General features: G+C 64.7%; 11 protein-coding genes. 4 read left to right on the forward strand and 7 right to left on the reverse strand.

The features are described from left to right. Window positions 1–92: 92 nt before the first annotated feature. Window positions 93–1,439 (forward strand): lipopolysaccharide biosynthesis protein, encoded by a 1,347-nt coding sequence (locus EI171_RS31175; protein WP_028172046.1) that lies wholly within the window; start codon window positions 93–95, stop codon window positions 1,437–1,439. Window positions 1,440–1,446: 7 nt separating this feature from the next. Here EI171_RS31175 and EI171_RS31180 read toward each other — a convergent pair whose 3' ends face one another. Beyond that, complete coding sequence (locus EI171_RS31180; protein ID WP_161535592.1) at window positions 1,447–3,543, reverse strand: GumC family protein; 2,097 nt, start codon at window positions 3,541–3,543, stop codon at window positions 1,447–1,449. Between the two features lie 278 nt (window positions 3,544–3,821). Between EI171_RS31180 and EI171_RS31185 the strand changes: the two genes are divergently transcribed. The 3 genes from EI171_RS31185 (at window position 3,822) to EI171_RS31195 (ending at window position 7,561) form a co-directional block, all read left to right on the forward strand. Continuing rightward, the gene (locus EI171_RS31185; RefSeq protein WP_161535593.1) at window positions 3,822–5,012 is read left to right on the forward strand and encodes a glycosyltransferase family 4 protein; all 1,191 of its coding nucleotides are present in this window, start codon (window positions 3,822–3,824) and stop codon (window positions 5,010–5,012) included. A 29-nt stretch (window positions 5,013–5,041) separates the two neighbouring features. Further along, the gene (locus tag EI171_RS31190; RefSeq protein WP_161535594.1) at window positions 5,042–6,577 is read left to right on the forward strand and encodes a hypothetical protein; all 1,536 of its coding nucleotides are present in this window, start codon (window positions 5,042–5,044) and stop codon (window positions 6,575–6,577) included. Window positions 6,578–6,700: 123 nt separating this feature from the next. Then, the gene (locus tag EI171_RS31195; protein ID WP_161535595.1) at window positions 6,701–7,561 is read left to right on the forward strand and encodes an alpha/beta hydrolase; all 861 of its coding nucleotides are present in this window, start codon (window positions 6,701–6,703) and stop codon (window positions 7,559–7,561) included. A 106-nt stretch (window positions 7,562–7,667) separates the two neighbouring features. On the opposite strand, the gene EI171_RS31200 is transcribed toward EI171_RS31195, so the two are convergent. From EI171_RS31200 to EI171_RS31225, 6 genes are all read right to left on the reverse strand, one after another. Further along, window positions 7,668–8,018: a Rieske (2Fe-2S) protein gene (locus EI171_RS31200; RefSeq protein ID WP_246740310.1), complete on the reverse strand. Its 351-nt coding sequence runs from the start codon at window positions 8,016–8,018 to the stop codon at window positions 7,668–7,670. Further along, window positions 8,011–8,715: an ABC transporter ATP-binding protein gene (locus EI171_RS31205; RefSeq protein ID WP_028172051.1), complete on the reverse strand. Its 705-nt coding sequence runs from the start codon at window positions 8,713–8,715 to the stop codon at window positions 8,011–8,013. Before EI171_RS31205 ends, EI171_RS31200 begins: the two co-directional genes overlap by 8 nt. Next, complete coding sequence (locus EI171_RS31210; RefSeq protein ID WP_161535597.1) at window positions 8,708–9,490, reverse strand: ABC transporter ATP-binding protein; 783 nt, start codon at window positions 9,488–9,490, stop codon at window positions 8,708–8,710. Before EI171_RS31210 ends, EI171_RS31205 begins: the two co-directional genes overlap by 8 nt. Continuing rightward, complete coding sequence (locus EI171_RS31215) at window positions 9,490–10,536, reverse strand: branched-chain amino acid ABC transporter permease (RefSeq protein ID WP_161535598.1); 1,047 nt, start codon at window positions 10,534–10,536, stop codon at window positions 9,490–9,492. Before EI171_RS31215 ends, EI171_RS31210 begins: the two co-directional genes overlap by 1 nt. After that, on the reverse strand, window positions 10,533–11,405 hold the full coding sequence (locus EI171_RS31220) for a branched-chain amino acid ABC transporter permease (RefSeq protein ID WP_028172054.1): 873 nt from the start codon (window positions 11,403–11,405) through the stop codon (window positions 10,533–10,535). Before EI171_RS31220 ends, EI171_RS31215 begins: the two co-directional genes overlap by 4 nt. Window positions 11,406–11,474: 69 nt before the next feature. Further along, window positions 11,475–12,629: an ABC transporter substrate-binding protein gene (locus EI171_RS31225; RefSeq protein WP_202633033.1), complete on the reverse strand. Its 1,155-nt coding sequence runs from the start codon at window positions 12,627–12,629 to the stop codon at window positions 11,475–11,477. Window positions 12,630–12,663: the final 34 nt, after the last annotated feature.

The following is a 12,663-nucleotide window of genomic DNA, read 5'->3' on the forward strand; positions in this document are numbered from 1 at the left end:
AGGCCCCATTAACACTCGCCGTTTTTCACCATGCTAGGCTGTCACCGCCATCGCAGCGCGTATCTCCAGGGGAAAGTCGTCCCTCAACGTCCATGATCGAATCCATCGTCCAGTTCCTGCGGCGCGACGTGACGCGCGGTGTTGTCGGGACCATCCTCCTCAAGGTTGGCAGCGGCGCGCTTGCGTTTGCGTTGTTCTCGCTGGCGGCGCGAACGATGTCGCCTGATGGATTCGGCATCTTTGCGACCTGGCTTTCCGTTGCCCAGATCGCAGCGGTCGTGGGGCTGGTCGGCCAGGAGTCGCTTCTGGTGCGATTTTTGAACGAGTATCAGGTCGAAGACAGGCCCGACCTCACCAAAGGGGTCCTCCTGTCGAGCTTCAAGATGACCTCCGTCGCGATGCTGATCGCGATCGCCGCGGTCGCGTTGGCCGCGAGCTTGAGGGGCGATTGGTGGCTGCTGATCCTTGCTCTCTCGGCCTACACGGCGGTGAATGCCGGACTGATGCTCGGCAGCCAGATCGCCCGCTCGCTGGTCAGCATTCTCATGGGCGAAGGAAACCGGGAGCTCTTCTGGCGGGTCATCGTCGTCCTGTTTCTGCTTGCCATGTTGTTCGGCCATCGGCAGCTCGATCCCGCCGAGTTGTTCGCCGTGATGACGATCGCCATGTCGGTCGGCCTTGTCGCGCAGGTCGTTGCCATTGCGCGAGCCCTGCCGGACTTGCGCAGCACGGCGGCGCGTTACGAGACCTCTCGCTGGAGAGCCAGCGCGCTCCATTTCTGGGTTGCGTCCATCCTGGAAGCGGCCAACCAGTATTTCGACGTCATCCTGGTCTACTGGATGCTGGATCCGGCGACCGCTGGAATCTATTTCGCCGCCTCGCGCCTGGCCAACATCTTCGCCATGCTGTCGGCGGCGCTGTACAGTTTCGGGGCGCGTCGGCTTCCTTCGCTGTACTTCAGCAAGAACCACCAGGAGTTCGGGCGAACGTTGCGGCTCATGGCGGAAGTGACCGCACTTTGCGTGGCCAGCGGACTTCTCCTGATCTGGATCGGCGGCCCCCATCTTCTCAACCTGTTCGGGCCTCATTTCGCCGCACAGCACTGGGTCCTGATCGTGCTCGCGATCGGCACCGCTTTCCAGGCGGCGGGCGGTCCATCCGCCGCGATCCTGCAGCTGACCGGCCATGAGCGCATCTATGTCCCCGTCGTCGCGGCGAACGTCGCACTGCGGCTGGTCGGATTTCTCGTCCTGATTCCCTGGCTCGGCGTGCTTGGCGCGGCGATCTCGGCGACCGTGTCGCTGGCGTTCGCGACCATCGCGCTCAACATCCTCTGTCGCCGGCGAACCGGAGTCGACCCTTCAATTCTCGTGCTTCTGCGCTTCTCGGCATCGAAACGCGGCGCCTTTGCGGTCCGCGGTGCCGACTCCGGCGATTAGGCGTCGATCAACCGGCCAGGCCCAACACTTCGCCCCGACGACGCGCCGCCGACGGATCGGGCGGGACACGATTGATGACGAGCCCGGTCGGCACGCTGCCAAAGCGGGACAGCGCCGCCATTGCCCTGCGCATTGCAGCGGAATCGACCGCGTCTTCGCAAGCGACCAGGACGACCAGATCAGCGTGAGCGGCGAGCGCCGCCGCCTCCGGCTGCAAGGCCAGCGAGGTGGCGTGGACGACGATCAGATCGAACTCCGAACGAATGTCATCCGCGGGCGACGCCTCGGGCCGCTTGCCGGCGCCCAGAAGCGCGTCGACGCTGCGAAAGTCCGCCGTGGTCATGCCGTCCGCCTGCTCCTTGACGAGGCTAACCGCGGCACCACCGAGGTCCGGCTCGACCCGGATCAGGACGCTCAACTTCCCCTTGTTCACCGCCCACCGGTTCAGCGACCGCGCGACGGTGTTGCCGCCGGCCCGCTTGCCGACTGACATCACGAGCGCGACCTTGCCCCGGGCTCCCGGCAATTTCTCCAGCCGGTCGAACAGCGGGCGCAAATGTGGACTGAGATCGAGCGCAGCCGTCGCTGAGACCGGACCTTGCCAGATGTTTCGGGGCACATCGCCCGGCAGCAAGTCGGGAATGCGGGCCCACACGGGCGGGCGTGGCCACGACGCGGGCTGGCGCGGAGCCGGATCGGGGGCACGAACGTCTTCGACGGGCTTGTCCGATCGGCGTCCCGTAGCGGCAACGACCGCCGTCGATGTCAGCAGCGAGCCGATCGCGAGCGCGGCAAGCAGCAAGGGCAGCGGCGGAAGGGTCGAGCGAAGCGGCGGAATGGCGGACGACGCAATCTTGGTCTGGGAGCTCTGCAGGAGACGCTGCTCGTTCGTCGTCTTCGAGCGCGACAGGAATTGTTCGTAGATGTTTCTGTTCGCCTCGGCGTCGCGCTGCAACTCCTGGAGCCTGACCAGAGCCTGACCGTCGACCAGGAGCTGCGATTCAGCCGCCTTCATCTGGCCTTCGAGGGCCTTCTGCTGTTCGCGCTGGGCCTCGTACTCCGACTTTGCGGTGTCGATGCTCTTGGCCCGCTCGACCTCGATCTGCCTGTTGAGATCGTTCAGCTGGCTGTAGGACATGACGAGGTCGGGATGGCGATCGCCGAACACCGCGCGCTTCTGCGCGATTTGATCATTGAGCGCCGACCGCTGCGCGCGCAGCGCGCTCAGGAGATCCTGCTTGGCCGGACCCTCGACATTCGCCTTGACGTCGCGCTGCGCCTGCTCGTAGCGGGCTTTGGCCTCTTCGGCCCGGGCGCGCGCGGCGGCGACCTGCTGCGACAGCTCGGTCACGCGCAATTGCTGGGTCGTGGAATCCTTGCCGGCGTTGACGATCCTGTGCTCGAGCTTGAACGTGGCCACGGCGTCCTCTGACGCCCTCAACCGGTCGTTTAATGTCTTGAGCCGGCCACTGAGCCAGTCGGCCGCCTCGTCGGTCGCATCGGTGCGGTTGCGACTCTGGCTCGCGACGAACGCCTCGGCTATCGCGTTCGCATAATAGGCCGCCCGCTCCGGCCGGTTCGACGTGAAGCGGATGGCGATGACGTAAGTGAGCCCGCGGCGGGAAATGTCGAGACGGTTGCGGAACCTCTCGAGCAGGCGCGCGGGGTCGGTATGTCCCCCGGAAATGTCCTCGTCATCCCGAATCTTGAGCTGCTCGATCAGCGGCTTGAGAAAGCCGTCGGACTTCGCCACTTCGACCAGGCTTTGCAGCGCGGCGCTATCCTGCCCTATGCCCGGCAGAACGTCCTGATCCGCGGTCACGCGTTGTTCGCGGGGATCGACGACGACCAGCGCGGTCGCCGCAAATCGAACCGGGATCACCAGCAGAACGATGACGCCGAGGGCGAAGATCGCAAGAGCGAGCGCCAGGATACGGCGAGCATTGTCCCGAATGAAGGAGAGCGCGCCTGCGGCAGTGAGCACACCGCCAAGGCGGGCTGCGGCTCCGCCAGCCTCACCGTTCGACGCATCTTGAGTCTGCCACGACGCGGAGACACCGGTCGATCCGGAACTTGTCGGGTCTGCGCGGCGACCGAACGTCATGGACTTTACTCGGATTCAACTGGCAAGCACTGTTCAGTGGCCTGCGCCACCGTAAATATCTATGGTTAATCCGCGGTTACCCGCCTCCGCGCGAAGATGACCAATTGGTTAACGCGCTCGCTTCGCACCGTCCGCAAACCGCTGCCATTCTCCTGTGAACGATGCCGTTCCGGCGGACAGGGCATTAACTCCGTTTGTTGCTAGCCGGTGTCCGCGCGACGCTCGCATGATAGGTACGGCGTTAAGAAGGTGAACGTTTCATTAGCGGGTCGGGATCCGTGCTGCATTACCAGCCAGGCGCAGAACTGGGCGAGGCACCGAAGCTGCCGTCGACCGCGGCAGCACTCGCAAGTCGGGGCAGCGGCCGACCGAAGCCGCACGTGCTTCTCGTCCAGACGCAAGCCGAGAATGCGGGCGCCCAGGAGATTTCCAGGCTACTCGGCGCCGGCCTGACCGCGCGCGGCTATCGGGTCACCAATCTGTTCTTCTTCCGCAAATCGGATTCATTCGACGAGCCGCCCGATACGCTCTACTGCGCATCGCGCCGGCCGGGACATCCACTGGCCCTGCTGCAAATGCTGTGGACGCTCGGCCGTCATATCAGGACCACCAGGCCCGACGCCGTTCTGACCTTTCAGCATTTCGGCAACGTCATCGGCGCGGGCGTGTCTCGCCTCGTCTGCCGCGCGCCCGTCATCGCCAATCAGGTGTCGTCCGCACTGTCGATGAGCTGGCCGATCCGCACGGCCGACATCGTCATGGGCAGCCTCGGCTTCTTCGACCGCATCACGCTGAACTCGCTGGACATGCAGCGCGAATATTCGCGCTACCCTGCGGCCTACCGGTCGCGCATGGTGCATGTCCCGCACGGCTTCGACGACAAGGCCCTCACCCTGCCGAAGGAAGCTGCGCGACAGAAGTTCAATCTTCCGCCGGACCGCATATTGCTTGGCTGCGCAGCCAGGCTGCACCCGCACAAGCGGCTCGATGCAGCGATACGCCTGCTGCCGGATCAACCGTCCTGGCATCTCGCACTGGCCGGCCAGGGTGCCGACGAGGTTCGGCTAAGGCAGCTGGCGGATGATTTGAAAGTCTCGGACAGACTGCATCTGCTCGGGGAAATCACCCCGCGCCAGATGGCCGACTTTCTCGCCTGCCTGGACGTGTTCGTATTTCCGACACAAGCCGAGACTTTCGGCCTTGCCGCGGTCGAAGCCGCAAACGCCGGCGTTCCCTCCGTCGTCACCGATCTTCCCGTCCTGCGCGAGGTGCTGTCCTTCGAAGGCAAACCGACAGCACTGTTCGTGGATGCCTCCGATCATGCGAAGCTGTCGGCCGCCGTCTCGAAACTCCTGACCGACCCAACCCTGCGCGACGAACTGCGACAAAACGCCAAAGGCCTGAGGTTGCGGTATTCGGTGGATTCCATGGTTGAGGAATATGTTCGAATTCTCGGCCAAGTCATTTGACCTGATCCGCTGGAATAGATTGGCTCGACATGATCATCGAGTTTCGCTGTGAACGTGAGCATGCGCGGCGGTGGATGCACCGCGAGACGCTGTCGATCGACGGGCGGGACGTTCCGGTCCAGATCGCCTGGACGGCGACGGCGGAGTCACGGCCTGCGGGTCTCGACGCGCTGTTCGCGCTCGAACGCATGGTGTTGCACAAGGGCAAACCCGGCGGTGCCGACGGGCTGAAGATCATTCCCGAGCGGACGCAGGCTCGCACCGGCACGGCCGACGTGATCGTCGATTTCACAGGCGGCGCGCGCGATCGGGACTGCTCGGCTTCGCTGTATCTGCGCCCGCTGTTCAACGGAACTGCAGGAGAAAACGCCGCGCTCGCCGCCATTCTTGCCGGCGACATGCCGGTGATCGACATCGTCAACGAGATCGACGGCGCCGTCCTCGATCGCGGCCACCCGTCGGGAGAAACTGCAGCCGGCCTGAGCGGCGCGCTCGAAACGGTCATGGCGCGAACCCTGACCATGGTGGCGGCAATCCTGTCGGGACGGCCGCGCATTCTGCCACAACTGTCGCGTCCCGCCGGCGCCATGAACCGACGTGGACCTGTCGGCTACGTCGCGCGCGGCCTTGCCGTCTCGATCGCCAAGGAGATCTATCGCCTCTGCTGCTACGCCCCGCATTGGCATATCGGATGGCGCTTCAATGACGGCGCAGGCGTCTGGCAGACCGGAGATCTCTCCGGGCCCCGCTGGAACGTTCTGGGAGATCCCGGAAACCACTTCTACGCCGATCCCTTTCCCGTCACCTGGCGTGGACGAACGTTCGTCTTTTTTGAAGATCTCGATCACCGGGTCGGCAAGGGAATCATTTCAGCGATCGAGTTCGGTGACACCGGGCCAGTCGGCGACGTCATGCCCGTGCTGGAAGAGCCCTGGCACCTGTCCTATCCGTTCCTGATCGAGGACGACGGCGAGTTGTGGATGATCCCGGAGAGCTCGATCAACGGGGACGTCGCCCTCTACAAATGCGTTCGGTTTCCGGACCAATGGGAGCGGCATGCGACGCTGCTTTCGGGCCTGGAGCTCGCCGACGCGACGATCACACGGCACAACGGCCTGAACTACCTGTTTGGCGCCTGGCGCGACGGAGCCGGCGGCTATTCGGATTCGCTTGCGATCTACTACGCCGACCACCTGCTCGGCCCCTGGCTGCCTCATGCCAGCAACCCGGTCCTGATCGATCGTGCCAGTGCGCGACCGGCCGGGAATTTCGTCACCATCAACGAAAGACTGTGGCGGCCGGTCCAGAATTGCGCCGACGGATACGGCGCGGCGCTCGCCCTGGCGGAGGTCATCGAACTGTCGCCCACGACATTCAAGCAGATCGTCCGCCACTCTCTGAAGCCGGGACCCGCATGGCCCGGCCGAAAGCTGCACACCCTGAACCGCTGCGGCCGGCTGGAGGTGATCGACGGATCGCGTGTTCAGCCGAAGACGAGCGCCTTTGCGCGCCAATTCCCATTGGCGGTTTTGCCGCCGCGGACCCGTCCATCCACCGCCTGCTGAAACAAGTTCCGCGAACGGCGCATCCCTCGTCTGAGCGCGAGCGATCTGCAATTCTATCGGGATTCGTGGCAGACAGGAGCGAGCGACGCCGGTCATTGCCACGACCGGCCGCTCGGAGACTCCATGGTCAACAACACAAGCTCGACACATCGGCCGTTCGATCCCCGCAGCAAATGGGCCGAACTGTCCCAGGCGGAACGCAGCGCCGCCTATGACAACAATGCGGCGGTCAAGAACAGCCCTGCCCTGATCGAGGAGCGCAACAAAGCTTCCAGCCGGCTGCGCGGTACGCTGAAGTCCCATCTCGATTTGCCTTACGGCGAGCGGGCGAACAACAAGCTCGATCTTTACCCCGCCGCAAAGCCCGATGCGCCCTGCCTGGTGTTCGTGCACGGCGGCTATTGGCAGCGCAATTCGCGCGAGCTTTTCGCCATGCTGGTCGAAGGCGTTGCCGCACATGGCTGGGCGGTTGCGATTCCCGGCTATTCGCTGGCGCCCGAGGTGTCCCTCACCGACATCGTCGCCGAAATCCCGCGCGCGCTCGACTGGCTCGCCGCGCATGGCGCATCCTATGGCATCGGCGGGCCGGTCGTGCTGTCGGGCTGGTCCGCCGGCGCCCATCTCGTGGCGATGGCGCTGGACCATCCGCGCGTCCATGCGGGGCTTGCGATATCAGGCGTCTACGATCTGGCGCCGATCCGCGATACCGGCCTCAACAGCGCGCTGAAGCTGACGGACGAAGAAATCGCCAAGCTCTCGCCGCTTCGCCTGCCCGTGACACAGAAGCGGCTCGACATCGCCTATGGCAGCAACGAACTCCCCGCCCTGGTGCTGGATTCAATCAACCTTCATGAGAAGCGAGCGGCCGCGCAGGCGCCCGGCAAGCTCATTCCGGTCGCAGGCGCCGACCATTTCACCATCCTCGAGGCGCTGCGTCGGCCGGACGGCGCTCTGGTGGAGGCTGCACGCCGGTTGCTGGACTAAAAACGCGAAAACAACCCGATGCACAGTAGAACGCCGTTGTTTCCAAAGGCAAAATCTACGACGCGGATCGTTTTGACTCGTCGGGCAAAACAGGGGCATGATGCCATCATCGCCCCGATCGCCGCTCAGGCTCTTCAACCCAGATTTGCTCTCCCGTGACCTTGACCGGATAGAGCCGCAATGGCGGACTTGGCCAGCCCGCTGTAATCGCCCCGTCGCGCAAATCGAATGATGCGGCATGGCGCGGGCACTGCAGCCGCCCCGCTGTCACCTGTCCAAGACCAAGATCGGCCTGTTCGTGGGGGCAGGCACGGTCGCACGCGACGACATCGCCCTCGCTCCAGATCACAAGCATATCGCGCCCGGCAACGCGGACGATCGTCTCTGCCTTCAGCCGGCTGAGGTCACAGACCGGAATCCACGCCGGTTCGCCCGAACGGACAGCCTCGTCATCCACCGAGATAGGCCTTCCGCACATGCTCGTTCTCGATCAGCTCCGTGCCGGCGCCGGACAACACGATGCGGCCGTTCTCGAGCAGATAGGCGTGGTCGCACATCTCGAGCGCGGCGAACGCGTTCTGCTCAACCAGCAGTACCGTGGTGCCGGCATCGCGAATGCCGCGGATGATCGCAAAGGTGCGCTCGACGATGTTGGGGGCAAGGCCGAGCGAAGGCTCGTCGAACATGATCAGCCGCGGCCGCGACATCAGCGCACGCCCGATCGCGAGCATCTGCTGCTCGCCACCGGACAGCGTGCCCGCCGCCTGCCGGCGCCGCTCGGCGAGCCGCGGAAATTCCGTATAGATGCGATCGCGATCGGCTGCGATCTCGCCTGAACCGCGACGGAGGTAAGCCCCCATGTCGAGGTTTTCCTCGACGCTCATGTGCGGAAACACGCGCCGCCCTTCCGGACAATGCGCGATCCCGCTCGCCAGCACGCGCGGCGGCCTTGCCCCGGTGATGTCGATGCCCTCGAACCGCATTTGGCCTGCGCGCGGCGGCACGAGGCCGGAAATCGCGCGCAGCGTCGTGCTCTTGCCGGCGCCGTTGGCCCCGATCAGCGCCACCAGTTGCCCGGCCTTCACGTCGAGCGAAATGCCGCGCAGCGCGGTGACGCCGCCATAGCCGCACACCATGTCGCGGATCTCAAGCACGCGCCGCTCCATGCCCGAGATAGGCCTCGATCACGGCGGGATCGTTGCGGATCACGTCCGGCGTCCCCTCGGCGATGATGCGGCCGTAGTTGAGCACCACGATGCGGTCCGAGACGGTCATCACCATCGGCATGTCGTGCTCGACCAGAAGGATCGTGATGCCGCGACCGCGGATGTCGCGAATGAGCTCGACGAACCGGTGGGTTTCCGAGGCATTCATGCCCGAGACGGGTTCGTCGAGCAGCAGCATCGAGGGTTCCGCCGCGAGCGCCAGCGCAACGCCGACGAGGCGCTGCTCGCCGTAGGAGAGCGAGCCGGCCGCATCGTGGGCACGGCGTTCGAGACCGACCCATTCGATCAGCTCGCTTGCCCGCTGCCGCAGCCTGCGCTCCGAGGCGCGCGCGCCCGGCAGCCCGAGGATGGCGTCGAGCAGCCGGACCCGGCCCTGACGATGCAGGCCGATCAGGAGATTGTCGTAGACCGTGTCATTGGGAAACACACTGGTGCGCTGGAAGGTGCGGATCAGGCCGAGATCGGCGATCTCGTGCGGCTTCAATCCGGTAAGCGTCGTGCCCTGATAGGTGACACGGCCTGCGCTCGGCGTCAGGAAACCGGTCATGACGTTGAAGGCCGTGGTCTTGCCGGCGCCGTTCGGTCCGATCAGGCTGACGATCTCGCCCTCGCCCACGGTGAAACTCATGTCGGAGATCGCGACGAGCCCGCCGAAACGGACAGCGACCTGCTCGATCGTCATGGCAACGCTGCGTGCCGTCATCACGCCCGCTCCTTGACAGCTGTCTCGGCGAGGGCCACCGGCGCTAGTGCCGTCGTGCCGCTCCGTCTCCGGCGAAATCGCTGCGCGAGCGAGGGCACGATGCCGCGCGGCAGCACGAACAGGATGGCGATCAGCACGCCGCCATAGGCGATCCACTGCGCCTCCGGCGCCATCACCGGACGCAGCGCGACCGGCAGCAGCCCGAAGATCAGGCCGCCGACGATGGGCCCCGCCAGCGAGCCCTTGCCGCCGCTGATGACCATGATCACCATGGTGACGGTGTTGATGAAGGCAAACACTTCCGGATCGATGATCCGGATATAGTGCGCATAGAGGCTGCCGGCGGCGCCAGCGATCGCGGCGGAAATCACCGCCGCCAGCGTCAGCGTCTTCGTCACGTCGATACCGACGGAGACCGCGAGCGTCTCATTCTCCATCAATCCGCGCATCGCGCGGCCGAAATGGGAATGAACGAGACGCGCGATTAGGAGATAGGCGATCACCGCCACCACCAGCACCAGGTAGTAGTTCTGCATCTTGGTGCGCAGCGTCAGCTCACCGAAGCCGGGCAACGGCAGTGCGATGGAGGGAATATTGGTCAGCGCCAGCGGGCCTTGCGTCAGTTCGACCCAGTTCAACGCGACCAGCCGGACGACTTCGGCGAAGGAGATCGTGACAATGACGAAATAGGCGCCGCGAACGCGGAACGAGAGCAGCCCGACGAAATAACCGCACAGCCCGGCGATGAGGATCGCGAGCACGAAGCCCACAATGGGCGGCCACGGCGTGTGAACAAGGCGCAGGTCTCCGGGCAGCCCGATGTCGAAACCGAGCGATGTCAGCGCGCTGACATAGGCGCCGATGCCGAAGAAGGCGATGTGGCCGAGGCTGAGCTGCCCGGTGAAGCCGAGCAGGAGATTGAGGCTCATCGCGCCGATGACGAAGATTCCGGTCGTGATCAGCGCGTTGAGGAGATAGGGATCGCGCAGCCAGAGCGGCACCGAGGCAAGGGCCGCGACGGCGAGAATGGTGAGGGCTATTCTCATCCGACGCGCTCCGCGCGCGCGAACAGGCCGGTCGGCTTGAAGATGAGAACCGCGATGATGATCACGAAGCCCATCGCGTCGCGATAGCCTGATGAGACGTAGCCCGCGCCGAGCTCCTCGGCGAGCGCCAGGATGAAGCCGCCGATCACCGCACCCGTGATGTTGCCGAGACCGCCGAGGATGACGATGGCGAAGGCCTTGACGGCGGCAAGATCCCCCATTTGCGGGAAGATCACGTAGACCGGGCCGAGCAGAGCCCCCGCCGCGGCGGCAAGGCTGGAGCCGATCGCGAAGGTCGAGGTGTAGATCATGTCGACATTGACGCCCATCAGCGAGGCCGTGTCGTGGTCCTGGAACGTCGCCCGCATCGCGCGGCCGAGGCTCGTCCTGTTGATCAGGAGATACGTCACCAGGATCAGCAGTGCCGCGGCGGCAAGCACGAACAGCCGCAGCCAGGACACGGAGACAGGTCCGAGCACCAGGGGCGCCTCGGGAAACGGCGTCGCCACCGATTTGGCGACCCCGCCCCAGATCCACAGCGTGCCCGACTGCATCGCGATCCAGGCGCCGATCATGACCAGCATCGTGGTGTCGATGTCGGAGCCGCGCAGGGGCCGCAGCAATGTCAGCTCGATAGCCGCCCCCAACAGCCATCCGGCCAGCACGGCGACGGGCAGCGCAAGGAAGAAGTTCAGCCCGAGCTGCTGCACCACGATAAACATGATGTAGGCGCCGAACGTGTAGAGCACGCCGTGCGTGAAATTCACGACGTTCATGATGCCGAAGATCAAGGTCAGCCCGATCCCGAGCAGCGCATAGGTGCCGCCGAGCACAAGCATGTTGACCAGATGCTGGAGAAACTCGCTCAAAGCCGTTTCCGTATGACCCGCAATGCGGCGAGAGCGGCGGTGCGCCGCCCTCGCCCGCGAAGAAACGCGTTAGAGCGTCTTCATCCCGACCTTGCCGTCGTTGATCTCGATGAGATAGACGTTCGGCTGGCTCTGCCCGCTCTCCTTGCCCTCGGGGCCGGACTTGCGGAACACGATGTCGCCGTTCAGCCCCTTGATGTTGATATCCCAGAGCGCCGCCTTGATCGCAGCCGGCTCGGCCTTGCCGGCCTTCTCGATCGCGGCCGCCGCGGTACGGATGCCGTCATAGCCGCGGAAGCTTTCGGTGCAGCCGGCGAACTCGAAGCCGCGCTTCTTCCATTCCGTGATGAAGTAGTTGGTTGCCTCGGGGTTCGGCGTCTTGTCCGGGAACCACGGCAGGAAGGTCGTCAGATGCATGGTTCCGTTGGCGGCGGCTCCTGCCTGGGCGATGATCTGGTCGGGGTTCTGTGAGCCGCCGGTGGTGATGATGCGCTTCTTCAGGCCCAGCGCAGCAGCTTGCTTGAAGATCAGCGTCAACTGGTCGACGGCGGTCGTGACGATGACCGTCTCGGACTCCGAGCTCTTGATTTTGGACAGCTGCGCGCTCATGTCCTGCGCGCCCTGGTCCATCGTCTCGACGAGGCCGATGCTGATGCCCTTGTCCTTCATCATCTTGCTGAAGTCCTCGGCGGTGCCGCGGCCCCAGTCATTGTTGATGACGAGGAAGTCGACCTTCTTCAGGGCGAGCTTGTCGACGATGCCCTTGAACGCCGCGGCCTCGACCGCCGAGGGCGGCGAGATGCGGAAGATGAAGGGATTTCCGGTCGTCGTGATCTTGCCCGAGGACGAGGTCTCCACCACCATCGGCGTCTCGTATTCCATCAGCTTCGGCATCACCGCGAGCGTCAGGCTCGAGCCCCAGGCGCCCATCAGGACCGGCACCTTGTCGCTGGTGATGAGCTTCTCCGCGACGGCGGCGGCTTCCGTCGGGTTGCTCTTGTTGTCCTCGATCACCAGTTCGATCTTCTTGCCCAAAATGCCGCCCTTGGCGTTGATCTCGTCGGCGGCGATCTTGGCGCCGTTGACGACGTAGGTGCCGGAGGCCGCGAAGGCGCCGGTAAGAGGCTCGTTGACGCCGATCTTGATGGTCTGCGCCCCTGCCGCGCCGCCGAACAAGGCCGTCGCCAGCGCGATTGTCCGAACCAGTCCGAGTGCTCGTTTCATGTTGTCTCTCCAAATCCAACGCTGTTGATCTCTA

Origin of the sequence: Bradyrhizobium sp. LCT2, assembly GCF_009931255.1 — a bacterium.
GTDB lineage: Bacteria > Pseudomonadota > Alphaproteobacteria > Rhizobiales > Xanthobacteraceae > Bradyrhizobium > Bradyrhizobium diazoefficiens.

Bases quoted from the DNA above. Each gene is read 5' to 3' on its own strand.
- EI171_RS31175 (WP_028172046.1), top strand. From the start codon at position 93: ATGATCGAATCCATCGTCCAGTTCCTGCGGCGCGACGTGACGCGCGGT.
- EI171_RS31180 (WP_161535592.1), bottom strand. From the start codon at position 3,543: ATGACGTTCGGTCGCCGCGCAGACCCGACAAGTTCCGGATCGACCGGT.
- EI171_RS31190 (WP_161535594.1), top strand. From the start codon at position 5,042: ATGATCATCGAGTTTCGCTGTGAACGTGAGCATGCGCGGCGGTGGATG.
- EI171_RS31195 (WP_161535595.1), top strand. From the start codon at position 6,701: ATGGTCAACAACACAAGCTCGACACATCGGCCGTTCGATCCCCGCAGC.
- EI171_RS31210 (WP_161535597.1), bottom strand. From the start codon at position 9,490: ATGACGGCACGCAGCGTTGCCATGACGATCGAGCAGGTCGCTGTCCGT.
- EI171_RS31215 (WP_161535598.1), bottom strand. From the start codon at position 10,536: ATGAGAATAGCCCTCACCATTCTCGCCGTCGCGGCCCTTGCCTCGGTG.
- EI171_RS31225 (WP_202633033.1), bottom strand. From the start codon at position 12,629: ATGAAACGAGCACTCGGACTGGTTCGGACAATCGCGCTGGCGACGGCC.